General features: G+C 36.9%; 16 protein-coding genes. 9 read left to right on the forward strand and 7 right to left on the reverse strand.

Translation table 11 applies throughout. From position 1 onward, the window contains the following. Positions 1-3: 3 nt before the first annotated feature. Complete coding sequence (locus PXG98_RS03560; protein ID WP_276389032.1) at positions 4-2,262, reverse strand: T9SS type B sorting domain-containing protein; 2,259 nt, start codon at positions 2,260-2,262, stop codon at positions 4-6. Between the two features lie 283 nt (positions 2,263-2,545). Between PXG98_RS03560 and PXG98_RS03565 the strand changes: the two genes are divergently transcribed. Further along, the gene (locus tag PXG98_RS03565; RefSeq protein WP_276389033.1) at positions 2,546-4,231 is read left to right on the forward strand and encodes a glutamine--tRNA ligase/YqeY domain fusion protein; all 1,686 of its coding nucleotides are present in this window, start codon (positions 2,546-2,548) and stop codon (positions 4,229-4,231) included. Positions 4,232-4,438: 207 nt separating this feature from the next. Here PXG98_RS03565 and PXG98_RS03570 read toward each other — a convergent pair whose 3' ends face one another. Beyond that, complete coding sequence (locus PXG98_RS03570) at positions 4,439-5,359, reverse strand: SPFH domain-containing protein (RefSeq protein ID WP_276389034.1); 921 nt, start codon at positions 5,357-5,359, stop codon at positions 4,439-4,441. Positions 5,360-5,427: 68 nt separating this feature from the next. Beyond that, positions 5,428-6,954: a glutamate--tRNA ligase gene (gene gltX, locus PXG98_RS03575; protein ID WP_276389035.1), complete on the reverse strand. Its 1,527-nt coding sequence runs from the start codon at positions 6,952-6,954 to the stop codon at positions 5,428-5,430. 303 nt (positions 6,955-7,257) lie between these two features. Between gltX and PXG98_RS03580 the strand changes: the two genes are divergently transcribed. From PXG98_RS03580 to PXG98_RS03600, 5 genes are all read left to right on the forward strand, one after another. After that, a complete protein-coding gene (locus PXG98_RS03580) occupies positions 7,258-10,677 on the forward strand; it encodes a hypothetical protein (protein ID WP_276389036.1) in 3,420 nt (1,139 codons plus the stop codon). Continuing rightward, positions 10,658-11,077, forward strand: coding sequence for an rRNA maturation RNase YbeY (ybeY, locus tag PXG98_RS03585; RefSeq protein WP_276389037.1), 420 nt, complete (start codon positions 10,658-10,660; stop codon positions 11,075-11,077). Before PXG98_RS03580 ends, ybeY begins: the two co-directional genes overlap by 20 nt. A gap of 2 nt (positions 11,078-11,079) precedes the next feature. After that, on the forward strand, positions 11,080-12,948 hold the full coding sequence (mnmG, locus tag PXG98_RS03590) for a tRNA uridine-5-carboxymethylaminomethyl(34) synthesis enzyme MnmG (RefSeq protein ID WP_276389038.1): 1,869 nt from the start codon (positions 11,080-11,082) through the stop codon (positions 12,946-12,948). Positions 12,949-13,013: 65 nt separating this feature from the next. Then, on the forward strand, positions 13,014-13,853 hold the full coding sequence (locus tag PXG98_RS03595) for a class I SAM-dependent methyltransferase (RefSeq protein WP_276389039.1): 840 nt from the start codon (positions 13,014-13,016) through the stop codon (positions 13,851-13,853). A gap of 247 nt (positions 13,854-14,100) precedes the next feature. Next, the gene (locus PXG98_RS03600; RefSeq protein WP_276389040.1) at positions 14,101-14,610 is read left to right on the forward strand and encodes an OmpH/Skp family outer membrane protein; all 510 of its coding nucleotides are present in this window, start codon (positions 14,101-14,103) and stop codon (positions 14,608-14,610) included. 89 nt (positions 14,611-14,699) lie between these two features. On the opposite strand, the gene PXG98_RS03605 is transcribed toward PXG98_RS03600, so the two are convergent. After that, entirely contained in the window at positions 14,700-15,866 is a 1,167-nt protein-coding gene (locus PXG98_RS03605) for a DNA polymerase III subunit (protein WP_276389041.1), read from the reverse strand. A gap of 105 nt (positions 15,867-15,971) precedes the next feature. On the opposite strand from PXG98_RS03605, the gene PXG98_RS03610 reads away from it, so the two are divergent. From PXG98_RS03610 to PXG98_RS03620, 3 genes are all read left to right on the forward strand, one after another. Continuing rightward, the gene (locus PXG98_RS03610; protein WP_276389042.1) at positions 15,972-17,165 is read left to right on the forward strand and encodes a phosphoglycerate kinase; all 1,194 of its coding nucleotides are present in this window, start codon (positions 15,972-15,974) and stop codon (positions 17,163-17,165) included. A 114-nt stretch (positions 17,166-17,279) separates the two neighbouring features. Continuing rightward, positions 17,280-18,863 carry a LysM peptidoglycan-binding domain-containing protein gene (locus PXG98_RS03615; RefSeq protein ID WP_276389043.1) on the forward strand — a complete coding sequence of 528 codons (1,584 nt, stop codon included), beginning with the start codon at positions 17,280-17,282 and terminating at the stop codon, positions 18,861-18,863. 10 nt (positions 18,864-18,873) lie between these two features. Then, positions 18,874-19,854, forward strand: a complete 981-nt coding sequence (locus PXG98_RS03620; protein WP_276389044.1) for a DUF4837 family protein — start codon at positions 18,874-18,876, stop codon at positions 19,852-19,854. 19 nt (positions 19,855-19,873) lie between these two features. Here the strand turns inward: PXG98_RS03620 and PXG98_RS16455 are convergent, their stop codons facing one another. The 3 genes from PXG98_RS16455 to PXG98_RS03625 form a co-directional block, all read right to left on the reverse strand. Further along, positions 19,874-20,044 carry a DUF6747 family protein gene (locus PXG98_RS16455; RefSeq protein WP_338150219.1) on the reverse strand — a complete coding sequence of 57 codons (171 nt, stop codon included), beginning with the start codon at positions 20,042-20,044 and terminating at the stop codon, positions 19,874-19,876. A 203-nt stretch (positions 20,045-20,247) separates the two neighbouring features. Continuing rightward, entirely contained in the window at positions 20,248-20,418 is a 171-nt protein-coding gene (locus PXG98_RS16460; RefSeq protein ID WP_338150220.1) for a DUF6747 family protein, read from the reverse strand. A gap of 212 nt (positions 20,419-20,630) precedes the next feature. Further along, on the reverse strand, positions 20,631-23,378 hold the full coding sequence (locus PXG98_RS03625) for an OmpA family protein (RefSeq protein ID WP_276389045.1): 2,748 nt from the start codon (positions 23,376-23,378) through the stop codon (positions 20,631-20,633). Between the last annotated feature and the right edge of the window lie 75 nt (positions 23,379-23,453).

A 23,453-nucleotide genomic window follows, 5' to 3' on the forward strand; every position in this document is an offset into this window, starting at 1 on the left:
GGGTTAACGAATAATTGTTATGGTCCCCTGCTTTAACACAGCGCTGGCGTCTTTAATTTTGTAATAAAACACCATGTTTTGTTGTGGAAAAGACATTGAGGATTCTGGCCAGTTGTTTCTGTAATTGAATTCATTAAGAATTTCTTGGCCTGAATTGTTATATATTATGACATTGATATCTGATTTGTTTGAATAGGAATTTGGAATAATCCATTGGTCATTAATTCCATCACCATTTACGGTGATCACGTTAGGAATTTTAAAGGTGTCAAGATATTCTGCTGTAAAATTCTTGGTAACCTCACAATTTCCTATTGTAGCGATTAGAAAATAAGAACCGTCTTCGCTTATAGTTACCGAAGAACTATTTCCTATTTCATTATTCTGTGCATCAAACCATCTATAGGAATCTCCGCCACTAGCGGATATTGTTCTGTTTGTTCCTTCTGGAAAAACAATATTGTCAGAATCTGGGTCTAATGTAATGAGAGATGGATCTAAGGTTCCTATCACGATTTCGTTCGACATGAGAGAACAACCATTTCTGTCTAGTACTAATTGGTATATTCCAGGAGTACTAACACTTAATATCTCTGATACACTTTCAATATTTACTCCATCTCGGGTCCAAAAAAATGTTTCTCCTGTCAATGAAGTATTTGTGGTAATGGTTATTGGTTCAGCCGGGCCGCAACTTATCAGACTAGTACTATTAATTTCAAGTAACTCGTTAACTAGTAGCTGTACCGAAAGATTATTGGACGTTACATTATAAGTAGATAATGAACCGTTTAGGCTATAAGTGCCATTTTCTGAAATATCCGTCAAACTAATTGTAGAAGAAGTACTTCCCGTAATTGGGCTTCCGTTATGTGACCAGGCATAGCTAAAGTCCGATAGTACGGAAGCAGTTACGTCAATTCTATTTCCGGAGGGGTCCACTGCAAGAATCGTAGTGGCTTCCAGTACTATAGAATTGTTTACACAGGCAGAATAGGCTGATGCGTAGTCTATTAGTAGTTCGAAAGAATCTGGCGTAACTACAGTTGTAGTTTCAGAATCAATAGAAGTGGAAGTACAGGCGCCACCAGACAACGAAACTCTGGCAAAATATTCGCCCACTTCAGTATTGTTTATGTTTAAGGAATTAGAGGTCGCTCCTGCAATTGCTGAGCCATCTCTAAACCATTGATATACTGGTGAAGTGGCATCTGTGGAAACACTTAAGACCTCAGTCTGACCAGGTAAAACAACGATGTCTTCCGGATTAATTCTTGTTACCGTGAAGCTGCCTGCATTAGTTATGGTAATAGGAAGAGATCTTTCTACACAAGTTCCGGGCCCAAATATTTCTACTTCATAGTCACCTTCAAAGCCGGGAATAGATGCATCTACCGTATAATTAAAGCTATTTGACGCCGGAATAAGAACCCCATTTTTAAACCATGAATAGGTAAGACTGGAATTATTTATATTGGCTTCTAAGGAAAGTGTTTCACCAGAACATAAGGCCGACTTAGACGGTGGATTGATGGCAACACCGAGACTTGCCCCTGTGGTTACATCAATAATGTTAGAAAGAGTATTACCTGAGCCAGAACAGCTGCCATAGTCTATTTCAACGTTATACATGCCATCCTGGGTAACGGTGATAGCAGAAGTTTTCTCCGAAAGAGGTGTACCGCTTCTATACCAATTATACTGATAGGTATTTGCGTTTGGTAAATCATAAACCTCTAAAGTTATTGAGTTTCCGTCGCATACTTGGGCGGTACCATCACCGAAGTCTGGATTACCTTGTTGTCTCAGGCTAAGGCCCGTGTTGACATCAATAAAGTACATAGAAAAAGCAACAGACTCTGCGCCAATGGTTGCCGGACTTGTACTTCTAACACGCAATTTATAACCTTCTCCTCGTATATTCGAGGGAATTGTAAATTGAAAGAAGAAATCGAAATTGGTATTCTTTGTAGCATCTCGCGCTAGTTCAACAGCGCTGGCAAAACTTCCGGAGGAATTAGATAGCTCAAGAATAAATTCATTATCGCTATTTACTAAAGGTGGGCTCCAGGTAAAGTTTACCCAATAATCATTAAAAGTGCTGCTTGCACAGGCTTTGTCCCAGGCAGAGCTGCCTATTGGAGGCGTCTGATTTGGTGCAGCCGTTGGCGCGTCTAATACCTGTGCATTAATTTGTAAACATCCTAGGAAAAATAGGATGGAATAGTAAAGCTTCAATTTTGAGGATAGTTTTGTTTTCATAAGTAGAGGTAGTTTTGGGGAACTACAGTTTAGTCATCTCCTTGGGCAGGAAACGCCTAGACCGTATAGCTACTGTTAAAAATTTGTTTTTCCGCATATCTAATGCATTTTGCAAATTGAGTCTTGTATTCAAAAACAAATATGACATTTAATATTAGCCGTAAGAATTTAATGTTGTGGCAGCTTTTAAATATGTTGTGAAATAGGATTATTGCATGGTAAGCTTTAATTTTTAGGCGTCTTGACGTCATTTTTGCTACATTTGTCGTTTAAAATTTGATAAATGGCAGAAGATTCAAAATCACTAAATTTTATTGAACATATCATTGAGGAAGACTTGGCTGCCGGATTTCCACAAAGCCAGTTGCGCTTCAGATTTCCTCCGGAACCTAATGGCTATTTACATATTGGGCACGCAAGCTCTATTTGCTTAAATTTTGGCCTTGGTCTGAGGTATAACGCAGGAGTGAACCTAAGGTTCGATGACACCAACCCTGCAAAGGAGGAGCAAGAATTTGTTGATGCTATAAAGAAAGACATTGAGTGGTTAGGTTTTAAATGGGATACCGAAAGGTATGCTTCTGATTATTTTCAAGTTTTATACGATTGGGCCATTGAATTAATAAAAAAAGGAAAGGCCTACGTCGATAGTCAGTCTTCGGAAGAAATGGCTAGTCAAAAGGGCACCCCTACTAAGGTTGGTGTTAATAGCCCTTATAGGAATAGAACTATAGCTGAGAATTTAGAGCTTTTTGAGGGAATGAAGAATGGGGTTTATGAGGAAGGACAACATGTACTGCGGGCTAAAATTGATATGAGTTCTAGCAATATGCTTATGAGAGATCCTATCATGTACAGGGTGCTTAAGAAAGCGCATCACAGGACTAATACCGATTGGTGTATTTATCCAATGTATGATTGGACGCATGGAGAGAGTGATTATATTGAGGCGGTAACACATTCCTTATGTACATTAGAGTTTGCTCCGCATAGAGAACTTTATGATTGGTTTTTAGATCAGGTTGTGGAACCGGAGAGAATTAGACCCAAACAGCGTGAATTTGCACGAAGAAACTTAAGTCATACGGTTGTAAGTAAAAGAAAATTATTGGAATTGGTAAATAATGGAATTGTTAATGGCTGGGACGATCCTCGTATGCCAACAATATCTGGAATGAGAAGAAGGGGCTTTACGCCAGAAGCGATAAAAAGTTTTGTGGAGACCATTGGGATAGCTAAAAGGGAGAATATAGTGGATGTTGCGCTTTTGGAGTTCCATGTTAGAGAACATTTAAACAAAATTGCGCCTAGAATAATGGCGGTATTAAATCCTTTGAAGTTGGTAATTACTAATTACCCGGAAGATAAGGAAGAGTGGCTTTTAGCGGAGAACAATCCTGAAGATATTTCAGCTGGGAGTCGTAAATTACCGTTTTCTAAAGAGCTTTATATAGAGAAAGAGGATTTTAGAGAAGAGGCCAACAGAAAGTTCTTTAGATTAAAACTTGGAGGAGAAGTAAGATTAAAGAACGGATATATCATAAAAGCAGAAAGTTGTACGAAAGATGAAAATGGAAACATTATAGAGGTACAATGCACTTACGATCCAAAAAGCAAAAGTGGTAGTGGTTCAGAAGAAAGCTTGCGCAAGGTAAAAGGAACACTTCATTGGGTATCTATTAAGCACGCAATAGAGGCAGAAGTAAGGATTTATGATCGTCTGTTTACAGACGAAAATCCAGACGGAAATAAAGAGAAGAGTTTTCTAGAGTTTGTTAATCCTGATTCGCTTAAAGTGGTTACGGGGTACATTGAACCTAGCATAGTGGATGCCGAACCAGAAGAAAGATTTCAATTCCAGAGATTGGGATATTTTAATGTGGATAAAGATTCGACCAAAAATAAATTGGTGTTTAATAGAACGGTAACTTTGAGAGATACTTGGGCGAAAATTCAGCAAAAAGCTTAGAATAGTTTTTTTCTATATAAAAAACAAATACAATACAAATTGTCGATTTATCAGGCTTTAATGGGAGGTGTCTATTGGCTTTATAGAAAAAATCATACAGTAAGGGCCACAACACCTTCAATATGCTTCTTAGAACGCTTAAATGGGATTAGAAGCTCTTAGGTCTAGGGTCAGGTCTAAAAATTAAATATTATACTCTTGTCTTAATTATTTTTTTGGATTTTGTTTCTTCATAGATTCTCCAATCATATTACTTGCAGTAAAAGAGGCAACCATATTATTAAGCATATCACTTCCGGCCTGAGGAGAGTTTGGCAATAAAATTAGGTTGGTGTTAGTTTCTTCGCCAATCGATTGCAAAGTATCGTAATGTTGGGTCACAACAATAAGAGCAGATGCTTCTTGAGAGTTAATTCCAACTTTGTTTAAGACTTCAACAGATTCTTCCAGGCCTCGGGCAATTTCTCTTCTTTGGTCGGCAATTCCTTGACCTTGAAGTCTTTTACTTTCCGCTTCCGCTTTAGCCTTTTCAACAATAAGAATTCTGGCAGCATCTCCTTCGAACTGGGCCGCAATTTTTTCTCTCTCGGACGCATTGATTCTGTTCATGGCCTCTTTTACTTGAGCATCGGGATCAATATCCGTCACTAAGGTTTTAATAATGTCATAACCATAATCTAACATGGCGTCCTGTAATTCAGATTTTACTGCAATGGCAATATCATCTTTCTTTACAAAAACATCATCCAACTTCATTTTGGGAACTTCCGCTCGAACCACATCAAAAACATAGGAAGTTATTTGATCATGAGGATATTCTAATTTATAAAACGCCTCATATACCTTCTCTTTTATAACAACATATTGAACAGAGACTTTAAGTTTTACAAAAACGTCATCGAGCGTTTTTGTTTCAACAATTACGTCTAGTTGTTGAATTTTTAGACCCAGTCTGGCGGCGATCCGATCAACGAGGGGTATCTTTATTTGTAGCCCTGAATTTCGAATACTGTGAAATTTTCCAAATCTTTCAATTACAACAGCGGTTTGTTGCTTTACAATAAAGAAAGAAGAAATGAAAATAAAGAATCCAATTATAATTAGTGGAATTAGAAAGAAGTTACCCATGTTGATTTATTAAAATTAAGTATTAAATAAAGATACGTAATTAATGAGTCGAATAAATTGCAACTTTGTTACAATTTATCTATAGCCATGTTAATTCTTCTAATAGTTTCTTCTTTCCCAATTACAGACATTATGTCGAATAAATGCGGACCTTTAAGATCACCAACTATAGCCAAACGCAAAGGAGGCATAACTTCGCCAAATGAATACTCCTTTTTCGTTATCCAATTTTTGGTTAGTTCCTCTAAATGATTTGCGGAGAAATCTTCCACCCTTTCGAATTCTGAATTCAAATCTTTTAATAGAAGGTTGGTATTAGGTTTCCAACGCTTTCTTACGGCTTTTTCATTATAGCTCTCCGGTGTATGATAAAAGAATTCACCTAACGGCCAAAAGTCTTTAACAAACGTAGCTCGTTCTTTAAGTAGTATTAACGTTGTTTCTATATATTTAGGAGAAGATGTTACACTTGGGTTGAACACCCTGGTTTCCTTTATCTGTGATTGCAGAATAGGTAAAAAAGCTTGGGTTAATTCGGCAGGAGTTCTATGCTGGAGATACTCATGATTATACCATTTAGTTTTTTCTGGATCAAAACGTGCTCCGGCCTTATGGACTCTCTCCAGTTCAAAAAGGGAGATTAATTGTTGTTTGTTAAATATTTCCTGATCCGTACCAGGATTCCAACCAAGCAGGGATAGATAGTTTAATAGAGCATCTGGAAAATATCCCTCTTCTTTATACCCAATAGAATCTTCCCACGCTAAAGGAAAGACCGGAAAACCACCTTTGGCGCCATCTCTTTTACTAAGTTTACCCTTCCCTTCCGGCTTAAGAATCAAAGGTAGGTGAGCAAAGATTGGAGGATCCCAAGCAAATGCTTCATATAAAAGAATATGAAGGGCTAATGAGGGCAGCCACTCTTCCCCTCTTATCACATGTGATATTTCCATTAAATGGTCGTCTACGACATTGGCTAAATGATAAGTTGGCATCCCATCACTTTTGAACAATATCTTATCGTCAAGCAAGGAAGAATCTATTTCCATCGTACCTCTTATAACATCATGAAGGACTAGTTTTTTACTATCTGGGCTTAAAAAGCGCACGACATAAGGCACATTTTTTTCAAGCCTCTTTGAAACCTCTTCTTTACTTAAGTTCAAAGAGTTATCTAGTTTATTCCTGTTATGCCAATTATAAATGAAGGTTTTGCCCTTTAGTTCATGTTCCTTTCTATGAGTATCAAGAGACTCGCTAGAATCGAATGCAATATAGGCTTTGCCATTGTCGAGAAGCTGTTTAATATAAGTCTTATATATGGTGCTTCTTTCACTTTGTCGGTATGAGGCATTGTTGGTTTCTTTTCCCGGCCCTTCGTCAAACGGTATATTCATCCACTCCAGAGCCCTAATAATATAGTCCTCTGCTCCTTGAACGTATCTCTTCCTATCAGTGTCCTCAATGCGCAATATAAACTCACCTCCATGCTTCTTGGCATATAAATAATTATAAATGGCAGTTCTTAGGCCACCAATGTGAAGGGGTCCTGTAGGACTTGGCGCAAAACGAACTCTGACAGGTTTTAAGGGCATAGCATTTTTAATTTAGATCGCAAAGATAGAATTATAAGCAAAAAGTTTTTAGCAAGAGTCTAGATATTTGCCTCCAATCCTATTTAGACCGGTAATATGCTGTTTAATTAAAAGGAAGACTTGATAAATATCAGAATAAGATCTGGCTTTTTTAAAGTAGCTCTTCAACGGGAGTAGCTTCTTTTTAACAGAAGTTTTAAAGGGTATTGTGAGTTATCTAGTATCTTGGAGGTAAATTAAACACGGGTGGGTAGCTATCAAGAAATTAGAGAGAAACTTCGTCTTTTTAGCCTAAAGTTTTATATGAACAGGTTAATTAAAGGGGGTTTGTTGTTCCTTGCCTTCGGTCTCCTGATTCTGCTAGGCGTCTTAGGGGTGGAGTATTTCTTTTGGCTTAGTTCTATGGGTCGTTTAGTTCTGTTCGCCTTTTTAGTTGGCATGGAGTTTTTGCTTTTATGGCGCTATATACTAGTTCCGTTGTTTTATATAACCAAACTTAAAAAGGGGATAAGTGACAAGTACGCTTCTTTATTAATAGGCAGGCATTTTAGTGAAATAGGAGATAGACTTTATAATCTATTGGAACTCGCAGAGAATGATAACAAGACAGAACTGCTGCAAGCTAGTATAATACAGCGATCCGAGGATTTGCGTGTTTTTGGCTTTACCAAGGCAATTCAAATAAAGGATTCTCTTAGATCATTTAGGTATGTTTTAATTCCTGTTTTTGTATTGATTTTAATTTGGTTGTCTGGAAGTTTAAAGGCATTTACGAGTACTTACGAAAGGGTGCTGCATTACGATTTGGCCTATGAGCCCCCGGCTCCATTTCAGTTTAGGCTGCTAACCGAAGAGCTAAGTACTCTTGAAAAGCAAACTTTTGCATTACAGGTATATACCACGGGTACTGTTAAACCAGAAGAAATTTATATTGAACTGGACGATAACCACTTACTACTTACAAAAAAAGATAACTATCACGAGTTTATTTTTGTACCTCCTTTTGAAACACAGAAATTTTCACTGATTGCTAATAATATTCAGTCTAAAGAGTATGAGCTAGTAGTTTTAAAAGTACCGACAATTGAAGGGTTTGAGATAGAGCTAGATTACCCGGATTATACGGGAAAAGCAGATGAGATAGTTACAGGTACAGGGAATGCACTTATTCCGGAGGGAACTAGTGTTCATTGGAAAGTTGTGGGTATAAATACAGATGAGGTATCCATAGTTACGGGCAGCGAGAGGTTTGTTTTTGAACCAAATGGAAAAGAATATGCCTTAAAAAAGACATTGGTTAGTAATTTAGAATATAGTATAGAGGTATCTAATAGAAATGCGCCAAAATATGAAAAATTGGCCTATCAGATAGAAACAATAAAGGATGATTTTCCCGTGTTAAAGGTTACTGAAATACGAGATACCCTTAATGCGTATAATATAACGTACGAATTAGAGGCACAGGATGATTATTTGATAAATAGCATTGTACTTAAGTATTTTCCAAGTAATTCAGAAGACCGGGTTCGAGAGGTGATACTGGACACACCAAGAAGCAATTATAGGGGTTATGATTATGTTTTTCCTAGTGGACTTGAGCTAGATGAAGGACAAGATTACTCCTATTATTTTGAAGTCTCTGATAATGATGGTGTAAATGGGAGTAAGAAGGCAAAGTCAAAAGTTTTTACCACCAGATTGCTGAGCAGGGAGGAAAGAGTGAAGAGGGATTTAGAGACAAATGAAAAAATTATAGACAACTGGCAGGAATCATTGAAAGATAAGGATAGTCAGGAAAAGGAGTTAGATAGGTTCAACAGTAAGGAAAAGGAGAATAGTGAGTTAGATTATAATACAAGGCGTGAATTAAAGGAGCTGTTAAAGGAAGAGGAAATACAAGAGGCAAGAACGGAAAAACTAAGTAGAGACTTACGCAAGAATCTAGAAGATGTAAATAGTGATAATCCTTTGAACAAGCTCTTGCAAGAAAGGCTGGAAAGAGAGGAGTTAGAGGCTAAAAGGAATAAAGAGTTGCTTAAAGAGTTGGAGAAAGTTGCAGATAAGATCAGCAAGGAAGAACTGACGAAAAAATTGGAAGAGGTAGCCAAGAAACAACAGAATAGCAACCGGAATCTTAAACAAATTTTAGAACTGACCAAAAAGTATTATGTAACGGAAAAGGCCGCTCAGCTATCAAGAGAATTTGAAAAACTTTCTGAGGAACAGATTGCGTTATCTGCTAAGAAAGATAGGATGGCTGAAATGGACTTGCAGAAAAAGCTTAGTGATAAATTTAAAGAATTAAGCAGGGAACTAGAAGGGTTAACAAAGGACGATGCTGAATTGAATAAACCAATTGGTATAGAAAATATGAAGGAGTTGCAGGATGGCATAAATAAGGATCAGAGAAGAGCTATGGAGTTGATGGAAAAGCAAGGTGAATATGAGGAAGATTCAAGTCCTGAAGAAGAAGGCTCAGAAAATTTAAAACAAAAAAGTGCTGGAGAGAAACTAAAGGAATTAAGCAAATCTCTGGAGTCAAGTAGCTCTGATTCGTCGGATGGAATGGCGGAAGATGCACAAATGCTTAGACAAATTCTTGAAAATTTACTGGAGTTCTCTTTAGAACAAGAGAGATTGTATGATAGGGTAAAGATTACTGGGGATAGTGGCACCTTTCAGTCCGCTAATGTTAAAAAGCAAAGTGAATTACGTGGTTTATTTGAGCATGTAGACGATAGTTTGTTTGCATTATCTCTTCGAAGGGCTGAGTTGTCGGAGTTTGTGAATGAGCAGATAACAGATTCTTATTATAATATGGAAAAGTCTTTAGAGATGATGTCAGATAATAAGCTATACCAGGCTGCCGCCTACCAGCAATACACCATTAACGCGTCAAATAGCTTGGCAGATTTTCTTGCCAATGTTCTGGATAATATGCAAATGAGTATGAAGTCTGGTGCTGGGAGCGGGGAGTCCAAAGAAGGCTTTCAGTTGCCGGATATTATTCAGGGTCAGTCTGGATTAAATGGTAAAATGAAGCAGTTAGGGAAAGAGGGTAAGGAAGGAAGTCAGGGAGATTCAGGCAAAGAAGGAAATGCCGGAAAAAATGGAAATGAAGGTGGAAGCGGAGGGAAAGGTAATTCTGGTAAAGATGGTCAAGAGGGTAATGAAGGAGAAGGAAATAAAGGCGGAAAAAGTGGTCAAAATGGAAAAGGTGGAGATGGCCAGGGAAATAGCAGTAAGGGGAAAACAGGCTCTGGTAATGGTGGTGAAAACGCTGGTGAAGAAGAAGGTTTTGAGGAGTTATTTGAGATTTACAAGGAACAGGAATTGATAAAAAATAGGTTAGAAGAACAGTTAGAAGATATGATGAACCCTAAGGACAAAGAAATTGCAAGAAAGGTATTAAGACAAATGGAGCAATTTCAGAAAGAAATTCTCGAACAGGGGTATACATCACGTACAATGAATAGAGCAAATTATATTGAACACGAATTATTGAAGTTGGAAGATGCGGCTATGAAGCAAGGCAAGAAACAAGAAAGAGAGGCCGTGACCTCCAGAAGTACGGAAAGGAATAGTATGAAGGGGGAGTATGGAGGAGAAAATATTAAGACAAGGGAAATTGAGTTATTAATGAGACAAGCCTTACCTTTGCAGCAATTTTACCAAAAAAAGGTGCGAGACTATTTCCAGATTAATGATAGAATATCACAATAAAACAACGGAAACGATTGTTTTCGAGAAGAAATATACTGATTGGGTTATTAGTTTATTGACGAGTGAGGATAAGACAGATGGGGATATATGTTTTATCTTATGCAATGATGACTATCTTCTAGAAATTAATAGAGAGCACCTTGATCATGATTATTACACAGATATAATAACATTCGATTATTCTGTGGGGGACAAATTAAGTGGAGATATTCTGATTTCATTAGACAGGGTAAAGGAGAATTCCAGAATTTATGGAGTGCAGTTTATTGAGGAATTAAGGAGGGTTATGGCTCATGGAGTACTGCATTTAATGGGCTATCAGGATGGAACAAGTACAAGTAAACGCGAAATGCGGGCAAAAGAGGAAAAAGCATTGAAAATGTTTCACGTGGAACAATAATTATGTTTGATAAAGAGTACGACGTAATAGTGGTTGGAGGAGGCCATGCAGGGGCAGAAGCTGCTGCTGCTGCAGCAAATTTGGGATCAAAGACCCTGTTGGTTACCATGAACTTACAGAATATTGGACAAATGTCATGTAACCCTGCAATGGGCGGGATTGCCAAAGGACAGATTGTAAGGGAAATTGACGCCTTAGGTGGATATAGTGCGGTTGTTACGGATAAGTCGGCAATTCAATTTAAAATGTTGAATAAGTCCAAAGGGCCCGCTATGTGGAGTCCAAGATCACAAAATGATAGAATGATGTTTGCGGAAGAATGGCGCTTGGCATTAGAAAGAACCCCAAATGTAGATTTCTATCAGGAGATGGTAACTAGTTTACTAGTTAAGAAGAACAAGCTCGTAGGTGTTAGGACATCTTTGGGAGTGGATATAATTTCCAAAGCTGTGGTACTAACCAATGGGACTTTTTTAAATGGGTTGATTCATATTGGTGATAAAAACTTTGGGGGTGGCAGGGCTGGCGAAAGAGCGGCCACAGGTATAACGGAGCAGTTAATTAACTTGGGGTTTGAAAATGGTAGAATGAAAACGGGTACACCTCCTAGGGTGGACGGTCGTTCTCTGGATTATAAGAAAATGATTGTGCAGCCTGGGGATGTCAATCCAGGAAAATTCTCCTATCTCAAATCAAATATTTTAAAAAAACAGAGGGATTGTTATCTTACACATACAAATGCTGAAGTACACGATTTATTAAAAGAAGGATTTGATAGGTCTCCAATGTTTAATGGGAGAATACAGAGTATTGGTCCAAGATATTGTCCGTCAATAGAGGATAAAATTAATAGGTTTTCTGATAAGGATAGCCATCAGATCTTTGTAGAACCAGAAGGATGGAACACCGTTGAGGTTTATGTTAATGGATTTTCTACATCATTACCTGAGGATGTACAGTTTAAGGCGCTGCGGAGTGTAAAGGGCTTTGAGAAAGTTAAGTTCTTTAGACCTGGATACGCCATTGAATATGATTATTTTCCTCCAACGCAGCTAAAGCACAGTCTTGAGACTAAAATTGTGGATAATCTTTATTTTGCAGGGCAGATAAATGGAACAACGGGCTATGAGGAAGCTGCTTCTCAAGGGCTAATGGCAGGAATAAATGCGCATTTAAAAATACACGAAAAAGAATCCTTTGTTTTAAATAGAGATGAGGCATATATAGGTGTATTAATTGATGATTTAATAACAAAGGGCACCGAGGAGCCCTATAGAATGTTTACATCTCGGGCTGAGTACAGAACCTTGTTGCGTCAGGACAATGCCGACTTACGCTTAACCCCAAGAAGTTATGAGATTGGACTAGCCACAGAAGAAAGGTTGCAGCTAATGAGACAAAAAGAAAAAAATTCATCAGAATTAGTCGACTTTTTTAGAAAGACAAGCGTTAAACCGGAAATCATTAACCCAATTTTGGATAAGGTAGATTCGGCCCCTATTAATCAGTCAGGAAAAATGTTTAAAATATTTGCCAGACCAAGGGTGTCTTTGTCTGACATGATGAAGGTGGAATCCGTGAAAGACTATGTTGAGCTTAATGAGGTGTCTAATGATGTGTTAGAGCAAGCAGAAATACAGGTTAAGTATTCGGGTTATATTGATAAAGAACGGGCAAATGTTAATAAAATGAAAAGACTCGAAGATGTAAATATACCGCTGAGTTTCGATTACAAACGAGTACGTTCATTGTCCTTTGAAGCGCAAGAAAAGTTAGAAAAAATTAGACCGGTTAATATTGCCCAGGCTTCACGAATTAGCGGTGTTTCCCCAAGCGATATAAGTGTTCTTTTGGTTTACTTAGGCAGGTAAAATTTTAATGTTCCACGTGAAACAATTCATAGAGACTCAAAGAGAACTTTAAAGCAGAAATTCAAATGAACGGCGTTGATCCCTATCTAAAGGCAAGAGATTTCTTAGTAAGTAAAGAAGAGTTTGAGCTCTTGTGGGATAAAGAAAAGGATATGTTGATTACGCATCCACAGCCTAAACAAATTGAGAAATATTATGATCATGAAGAGTATATTTCTCATAATGACCGGGATAATACGTTTATGGGAAAACTGTATTTCTTTGTAAAAAGTATTAATTTTCACAGAAAAGTAAGGCTTGTTAAAAGTGTTATTGGCGACAAGGGCAATCTTCTAGATATAGGTACTGGAACTGGGTATTTTGTTTCTAAACTAAAAATGATGGGTTGGGAGGTTTCTGGAATGGAACCAAATGAAAAGGCTAGAAGCATAGCAAAGAAAAAAGACATCCAAGTATTTAAATCTTTGGAAGAATTAGCGGATAGGCAATATGACGCTGTTACGCTTTGGCATGTGTTGGAACATATGCCAAATTTGAATGAGGTTGCAAAAAAATTAACAGGACTGGTGGCAAATGGAGGATGCCTTGTAATAGCCGTTCCCAATTTCAAATCCTTGGATGCTCTGCATTATAAAGAATATTGGGCAGCCTTCGATGTTCCCAGACATTTGTCTCATTTTTCTAAATCCAGCATAATCAAGTTATTTGAACGTCATGACTTTGAGCTTGTATTAACCAAACCAATGGTCTTTGATGCGTTTTATATTTCTCTATTGTCCGAAAAGTATAAAACCGGAAGGTCTAATTATATCAAAGCAATCTATCAGGGTCTCCGATCCAATTTAAATGGGCTTATAACAGGAGAGTACTCTTCCATGCAATATGTGCTGCAAAGGAGAGAATAGGCCTTAAAAGCTATATAAGAGCATTTCTACCACTTAAGAGTTACTTGCCTCCTAAGCATTTATATCAAGGCGCATAAGGGCGGTTATTCACTCATTCGGAATAAATTAAAATTATTAAAAATAAATTTACTATAGATAAAAATTATTAAATTGATTAAGGGTGAATAGCTAGCATATAGTACTTCCCAAAATATTTGTATTCTAATGTAAAAACCTTTTGTATTTTTGCCCCTCAAAATAATTAATTATGAAAAATCTTTTGTTAGTGGTGTTTGTTTTTGGAATTTTTTCTTGTGAACAAACCAAAATGGGGTACGTTGATAATGTTAGGCTTATGAATGAGTATCAGGAAAAAATTGATATTGAAACAAAATACCAAAGCAAAACAGAAGCATTGGCAAAAAAACGAGATAGTATTTCTCAAGCATTCCAAATAGAAGCTCAGGCGTTTCAAGTAAAATCAAAAGGTCTAAGTCAGGAGAAAGCCCAAGAAGAATATGGAGTATTACAGCAAAAAGGTCAGTTTATAGGGCAGCAATTACAACAAGAAGAACAACAATTGCAACAACAAGGCCAGACAGAGATGGATAGTTTAATATCTAAAGTAAGAAAACAGGTAAAGAACTATGGCAAAACAAACGGTTATTCATACATCCTTACGGGAGGAGATGGTGGTAGTGTTCTTTATGGAAGTGATGGCGACAATGTTACAGATGATATTCTTAAAATATTAAACGCCAACTATCAGAGCAACTAATCTTTCATAATTTTGCTGGCTAGATTAGATCCAGTCTTTTTTAGTTAGCGGCAACTTAAATTAAGTTAGCCAAGCTAAGTTGTAGTATTTTATCCGAGTTTTAATTCATCGGGTTTTTTATGTAGTAGCCTGGTTAGTTTTATGCTAAGATCAGTCATAATTATTTTGGCATTTCCGTTTCTTTCAATATGGTAAAGAGCATTTTCTAGTTCTTCAATAATACTTAGAACGTTATTCTCATGAATATAGGGAGCAAATTTGGCCAGGTCAAAACCCTCTACATGAATCTTAACAAAAACTAACTTATCGGCACCATAATTTTTAAGTAGGGCTTGCCGGATTATCCCAATGCAAAAATGGAGAAACTTTTTTTGAACCTCTCTACCTGTTTTGGCAACTTCTTCACTCCATAGAATTAAATCATGAACCACAGATTTGTTTCCTTTAGCCCGAAAGGCCGTGCGTACCCATTCAACAAACCATTTTTCAAAAATGAGATCTTCTGAATCCATATTCATAAGATCTAAAGCCTTATTAAAATTACCATCAGATTCGTGTGCAACTGAAATTGCTTCATTTTCTTCAAGGCCCTGATTTATTAAGGCGTGTTTTATTTTGGCTTCTGGAAGTTTCGAAAATTGAACGATTTGACATCTAGACCTTATTGTTGGTAAAATTCGATCCGTATTTTCCGTTATTAAAATAAAAAGAGTTTTATCCGGGGGTTCTTCAATTAGTTTGAGCAATTTATTTGACGCAGGGGAATTTAATGTTTCCGCCATCCATATAATGATCACTTTAAATCCTCCTTCATAAGATTTAAGGCTTAGTTTCTTGACAATGCTTTGCGCTTCATCTACTCCAATTTGTCCCTGCTTCTTTTCAATTCCAATAAATCTATACCAATCAAACAGATTGCCATACGGCTGCTCTTTTAGAAAATTTCGCCAATCGGCGATATAATGATCACTTATTGCATGCGATTTTACTTTGGCCGAATTTGAAACTGGAAAGGCAAAGTGCAAATCTGGATGAATTAAGGCGTCACATTTTATGTTACAGGTGGTTTCGAGAGGTAAATTCTCTCCATGTTTATTATTACATAGCACGTATTGTGCATAACTGAGAGCCATCATCAGTTTGCCGCTGCCCTCTGGACCCACAAAAAGTTGCGCATGAGCAATTCTACCATTATCGGCACTATTCGTGAGGTATTGTTGAACGCGTAAATCAGAGATTATATCCTTAAACAACATGCCCCCAAAGATAGGCTTTTATAAAGAAGTTAGATTAATTTACCCCGCAGCTTCAATGGAACTTCAATAATCTTTACATTTGCTTTTCTTTTAAACTATTTCCTTATGAAAACACTTGAAAACTTTAACTTCAAAGATAAAAAAGCAATAATAAGAGTAGACTTTAACGTACCGCTTGACAAAGAATTTAATGTGACGGATACCAGCAGAATTGAAGCGGCAAAGCCTAGTATAATAAAAGTGTTGGAAGATGGAGGTAGTGTAATTTTAATGAGTCATTTAGGCAGACCAAAAGGGAGCGTAAACCCTGAAATGTCCTTAAGCCACATAGTAGGAAAAGTATCTGAGGTTCTAGGCGTTCAGATTAAATTTGTTGAAAACTGTGTTGGAAAAGAAGTTAAAAAAAAGGTCACTGAACTTCAAAACGGAGAAGTTTTACTGTTGGAAAATTTAAGATTTCATAAAGAGGAAGAGGATGGGGATGAAACATTTGCTAAGGAGCTTGCCGATTTAGGAGACATTTATATAAATGATGCCTTCGGAACTGCCCATAGAGCACATGCTTCAACTACAATAATTGCCAAATATTTTAAAGACTCTAAATGTTTTGGGTATTTACTTGCCAAGGAAATTGACGCTATAGAAAAAGTCTTAAGAACAGGGCAAAAGCCTATAACAGCCATACTTGGAGGGGCCAAAGTTTCTTCAAAAATCACGATTATTGAAAATATTTTAGACAAAATAGACCATTTGATTATTGGAGGAGGGATGACCTATACTTTTATAAAGGCCCAGGGCGGAAACATAGGAGATTCGATTTGTGAAGACGACAAAATGGCTTTGGCTTTAACCATTTTAGAAGAGGCAAAGAAGAAAGGTGTAGAAGTTCACTTGCCGGTGGATGTAGTGGCAGCAGATGATTTTGACAATGCCGCACAGACAAAGATAACGGATGTAAATGCTATTCCAAACGGCTGGCAAGGTTTAGATGCCGGACCCAAAACCTTAGAATTATTCGGAAAAGTAATACTAGAATCTAAGACAATTTTATGGAACGGTCCTGTTGGAGTATTTGAAATGGAGAGTTTTTCAAAGGGCACCATAGCAATTGGGGATTTTATAGACCAAGCCACAAAGAATGGAGCTTTTTCACTTGTAGGAGGGGGGGATTCTGTTGCAGCGGTTAAACAATTTGGTTTTGAAGACAAAGTAAGTTACGTATCAACTGGAGGAGGTGCAATGTTGGAAAGTTTAGAAGGTAAATCTCTTCCTGGTATTGCCGCAATAATAGAAGATTAAGGGCGTTATCGATAAACGGAGATAGTAGTTTTGGCTTAGTTTTAGGAAGTGAGATTTTAAATTCTAAAAAAAAAATGCGATTTTCGTTTGTTTCTCACGTCCAAATAAGGAGATATGTTTACTAAAATAGGAACTATTTGTGTTTTTCTTTGCCTTTCGATTAGTGCAAAGCTATCAGCCCAAATTGAAGGTTCCGAAGAGAATCGAAACAAACTTATTGAAGATTCATTTCAATTGAATGCTTCTAACCCGGTAAACGCCTTAGAAATTACTAAGGAGAATGGTGTTTTTCTATTAAAAGACCACGTAGAGGCAGCAAAATATGACAGTCTTTGGCTAAGAACCCTTCATGAAAGCGCTTCTTTGTATCAAGAAATGTACGATTTTGTTTCTCCTTTGAAAATAGACACTTTAGCATCTCATTCCATTGAAATAGACACAGAAGTATTAAAAGAGAGGTTGGCTGCATTAGACGAAAAAACTCCGTTTGATATTGCTTATAATCCATCCTTGGAAAGCGTAATCAAATCATTTTTGTCTCGGAAGCACGATTTTATAGAAAGAATGATTGTGGCTAGTCAGTTCTATTTTCCTCTATTTGAGCAAGAATTAGATAATTATAACATTCCTTTAGAGATAAAATACCTGGCTATTGTAGAATCGGCCTTAAACCCAAGAGCAAAATCTAGAGTTGGAGCTACAGGATTATGGCAGTTTATGTATAGCACTGGCAAAATGTATGGCTTGGACGTGAGTAGCTATGTGGACGACAGAAGAGACCCGATTAAATCTACCAAAGCAGCATGCGCCTATTTGTCTAAGTTGTATGATATATTTGGAGATTGGGATTTGGCATTAGCTGCTTACAATTCCGGACCAGGGAATGTAAACAAGGCAATTAGAAGGTCTGGAGGATACACTAATTATTGGAATATTAGAAGAAACTTACCTAGAGAAACTGCGGGATATGTACCGGCTTTCTTGGCAACAATGTATTTATTTGAGTATGCCGAGGAGCATGGAATTGAAAAAACAAGGATAGACCGCCCCTATTTTGAAACAGATACTATTCACGTTAAAGAGCTGATTACTTTTGATCATATTTCTGACTTAATCGGGATTAGTAAAGAAGAGCTTCAACTCCTTAACCCTTCGTATAAGTTAGATATAATTCCAATGGTAAAAGGCAAGAATTATATTTTACGCTTACCTAAAAACTTGATTGGAAAGTTTGTGGCTAATGAGGATATGATTTATGCCTATGTGCGAGAAGATTTAAAAAAGAAAGAAAGCCCCCTCCCCGAACTTGTGAAGACGCAGAACCGGGTAAGATATAGGGTTAGAAGTGGCGATTATTTAGGTAAAATTGCAGAAATGCATGGTGTAGGCGTTAGTCAAATAAAAAGATGGAACGGATTGCGGAGTAACAATTTGCGTGTTGGACAACGTTTAACCATCTTTCCTAGAAAACCAGTAGCTTCAGCTACCAACAATTCTTCCAATAAAACGGCTTCAACTTCAAATGATAAGGTTCAGGTAGAAGCCAAAATCCATACGGTTAAATCAGGAGATTCCTTATGGACCATTTCTAGAAAATACCCTGGCATTTCTATTGAAGATTTAAAAAAATGGAATAGTCTTAGTGGCAATAATCTTAAACCTGGAACTAAGCTGAGATTGTGTGATTGTTCCTCTTAACACTACATATATGAAGAACATTTGCGCCTTGGTTGTAATTCTTCTCTTATCTACATCTTGTGATGATAAAAAGAAAAAAGCCTACAAGCCAGCTTCTGTTGGAGCCCTAAATACCTTGGCCGTAGTAATGGAAAATGACCTATGGGAGGGAACAGTTGGTGACAAGGTAAGGGAACATTTTGCAGAATCCCTAATTGGCCTTACTTGGAATGAGCCCCAGTTCAATCTAGAGCATATGCCTCCTCAGGTGTTTACTGGAATGACCAGACACAGAAGGGCTGTCTTATATGTAAGCATAGATACGGTGGATATTGCACATATAAAAACAGATCTCTACGCAACACCTCAGAAAGTAGGTGTTCTAAAAGGCCGAAACCAGGATGAACTCATTACCAATATTGATAAATTTTCCGATAAAATTATTGCATCAATTCGAGAGACGGAGCTAGACGAGACTCAAAAACGGTTTTCAAGATCGCTGAGCCTTGATCGATCCCTACAAGAAGAATTTAATATTTCTTTAAAACTACCCACAATTTACAAAGTTGGTAAAGTAGAAGAAAACTTTGTTTGGATAGATAGAGAAATTCCTAAAGGGAGTATGAATATTATTGTCTATACAATGCCAGGGAATAGTTTTGACAAAGACTCTACTTTTGTAAGTGATATTGTAAAGATGCGCGATTCTATCGGCAAGAAGTATATTCCTGGCCCGGATATTCCTAATAAAACTACGTATATGGTAACTGAAAAGGCCTTTGCTCCATATGTTTTTCCTGCAGAGTTGGCTGGAAGAAAAGCTGCTGAGGTTAGGGGTATTTGGGAAATTCAAAATTACCCCATGGCTGGACCATTCCTCACCTTTATAGTTAACGACGACAAAAACAATCGTAAACTAGTTGTAGAAGGATTTACTTTTGCTCCGGCTACCAACAAACGCGATTATATGTTTGAACTGGAGGCCATCCTTAAGACACTTCAGATAGATTAGATCAAAGAGGTAATTCTTCTTAGTCAAATGCAAAACCAGTAAAGACTCTGTATACAAAAGCATACATGGTAATGGACAGTAGGGCGAAGCAAAACCAGGAAAATACCTTAAAATACTCCTTTAAGAATATGCTTTTCCAATTTCTAAATGCTTCAAGATAGATTTCTTTAAATAGTAGAACTTTTTCCATATTGTATTCTCATATAGTTAGTTCTACAAAGGTGCTTCTACTTTTATGATACGGTATATTTTATGGATATAATACCGGAATAAAAGTTGTATAACTCATCAAGCTTACAAAGCTCTAGGAAGGGTAGTTTTATTCGATGAAAGGAGCGCTGTTATGGCGTACCCATCTCAATTTAGCCCCTAAGTTACGAGTAAAAGCCTTAATTAGTCAAAGGCAAAACCTGTAGCAACTCTAAAAATAAAGGCATATAGCACTACTATAAACAACGCAAAGCAAAACCAAAAGAAAAGCTTTAAGTAGTTTTTAAGTATGATGTGCCCTATGTTTTTAAAGGCGTTAATATAAATTTCTTTAAAAAGTAAAATATGTTTCATGATAATAGGGTTTAGATGACCTATTATTATAACTATATGCTTGATTATAAAGTATTTAGAGGTTGTAGATTGTTGTGAAATCTGTTATTTCGGATGTAAAAGAAGAAACAATACTATTATTTAGGACCTTTGCAGTCTTTCAGGACCTGTCTATTTCTTTAAATCTGCTATTAGCAGTATGAAATGAAGATGATTTTAGTCTAGGTAAGCTATTACATTTTGACTATAATAAATTCTGAACGCCTGTTTATTTGATGCTTAGCCGAGCTACATCGTACAGTTCCATTACATTCATTTAAGAGGCGCTCTTCGCCATAACCTATTGCACTTTCAATTCTAGAAGGATCGATACCCTTAGAGATTATGTACTCTCTAGTAGATTTTGCACGTTTATCCGAAAGATATTTGTTGTATGCTCTCTTTCCTCTAGAATCGGTGTGGGATTCAATTTTGATTACCATAGATGGGTATTCATTCATTACTTCCACTAATTTGTCAAGTTCATTGCTGGCGTCTGTCCTAATATTAAACTTATCAAAGTCGAAGAAAATCATTTCGGTTTTGAGTTTTCTAATACCATCCTCAATCACAATTAGTTCTTTTAATTTCTTCATCGTTACGTCAACTTCAACCAATTGATTATCCTCGGTGACTATATCGCTAATATCATTGAAATAGCCTTCCTTCTCCGTTCTTATGATATATTTCGTTGTACTCTCCAGATCTTCAAATACAAAGCTCCCATCTGTGTTGGTTTCGAGCTCTTTAAGTTTAATATTATTTTCATCTAGCAGACTTACAAGAGCGGCAGGCATAATGTTCCCTGTGATTTTATCAGTGACAACCCCAGCAATAGCATTTTCGTTTGCTTCTTCAGGTAGAATTCTTTGAAATGAATAGATGTCGTCATCGCCTTTGCCTCCTCTGCGATTAGAAGCAAAAAATCCTTGCTGAGTGTTTTCATTAACGATATATGAAAAGTCGTCCTTTTTGCTATTTACAGGTTGGCCAACATTCTTTACTTCCTTAAACACCTTATCTTCATCATATTCAACTTCAAAAACATCTAAACCGCCAAGTCCAATATGTCCATCAGAAGAAAAGTATAATTTCTTTTCATTGATAAAAGGGAACATTTCTCGTTGCTCTGTGTTTATCTCAGGTCCTAAATTGCGTGGTTCTGAGTATTCACCATCTCCAATAATATCTACCACGAAGATGTCGGTTTTCCCTATAGTTCCTGGCATGTCTGATACAAAAAACAGCTGTTTCCCGTCAGGACTTAGAGCCGGGTGCCCTGTAGAATAGTTATCACTATTAAAAGGTAATTCTTTTACGTCTTTCCACTCTCCATTAATTTTTTTGGCGGTATAAATTTTTAAGTTGTTAACACCGTTTTTATCACGTTTAAGCTTTTTACCAAAATTGTTTCTCGTAAAATACATTGTAGTATTATCCGGGGAGAAGGATACGGAGGCTTCATGGTATTTTGTATTTATCTTTTTGGAGAATTTAATGGCATCTCTTACCTCCTGCGTTTCCTTGTTAATTTTCGCCACATATAGGTCAAGGTAGGGCTGATCATTCCATTTATACCGTCTGGTATGTAAAAATAGGGAATCCATCGCCGAAGCAAATACAACGCGGTCGTCTCCATAGAAGGATGGAGAAAACTCGGAATACCTTGAATTAATTTCGAGATTAGCTATGGTAAACAAATTCTTTTCACTCAGAATGTTGTCGAGAATTATTTCGTTATAATCCTCTTTAATGTCATTTGCATTTGCGGCATTAGAATTATCGCGTTCATAGAGCTTCATTAGTCTTTTTGCCCTGGCATATTTACCGGTACCTTTAAGGGTATGAGCATATTTAAATATATTATCATTAGACATTTCATTTTTGTAGTTTTTAAATAAAATATCATACCAATAGTATGCTCTTTCCATATTGGTATTATAATAATGCGCATCGGCAACCTTTTGAATGATATCATAGGATGCATTACTTCCCTCTGCTTCTAAAACCTGCTCATAGATGTTTGCGGCCTCTGCGTACCACATTTTCTCAAAATACGTATCAGCTTTCTCTAAGAGCTTTTCGTTTCCTAAAGAACTGCGTTTAGATTTTTTCTGCGTTGGTTTGTTATCGGAAAGAAGTGTCTTTTTAGAAGGAATGTTTTTCTGATTAGACACAGCCTTGGTGTTTTCGGAATGTAATTCTACACTATTTTTTACTTGTAGAATCCAAAGCTTGTTCAAATATGAGCCGTTAAGTTTGTTTTGATGAGCCAAAATTGCTTTGTCCGGATCTAAATATTTTTTTAAATAAATATAGTTTAGATTGTTCTTTTTGTTTTTGAAAATTCCAGGTTTAAATCCTTTTTCTGTGTATTTGGCTATGTTTAATGCTGCATTTTTAGGATCCCCGTAAACTCCTGCAATTAAATAGAAGCCATTGCTAACCTCCTTTAAATCATCAATAACTCTAGCCGGCACTTTTTTATCCTTGGCGATCTTAAGAAAGCTATCGTAGCCTTTATTAGGTTTAACCGCTTCAAGGACGTTTTTTGAAATTGTTGGAGCTGCATGTAAAACCCATGTTTTGGCGGTATACTGATTATTAAAATTCGAATTTATTAAGGCTAAGGTATTCTCCCATCGGGAGTCATAGTTTATATAAACATAGTTCAGTTTTGACCCCTTATGGTAGAGTATTTCTGCGGGCAGTCCTTTTAAAGCAAGCTTTTTCTTAAAGTTTTTGGCATTCGATAATTCTCCAAAAACTCCGGTAATGGCATAAAACCCTGTAGCCTCCTTAGGAAAGCCTTTGACACTTCTTGATGGGATGCCGTGTTTTTTGGCGGCAGAAAAGAAATTTTCTAGGCCCGAAATGGTATTACTTGTTGTAATAGAATTTGGTGCGTCCATTTCAACACTTATTTCTGTGGCATTCCCCATTAGCATAGATTGCCATAGAATGAAACAGGCAAACAAGTATGTTGTATATAAAGATTTAGTCAAAAAAAGGTACTT

The organism is Eudoraea chungangensis (genome assembly GCF_029360665.1).
Taxonomy (GTDB): Bacteria; Bacteroidota; Bacteroidia; order Flavobacteriales; family Flavobacteriaceae; genus Eudoraea; species Eudoraea chungangensis.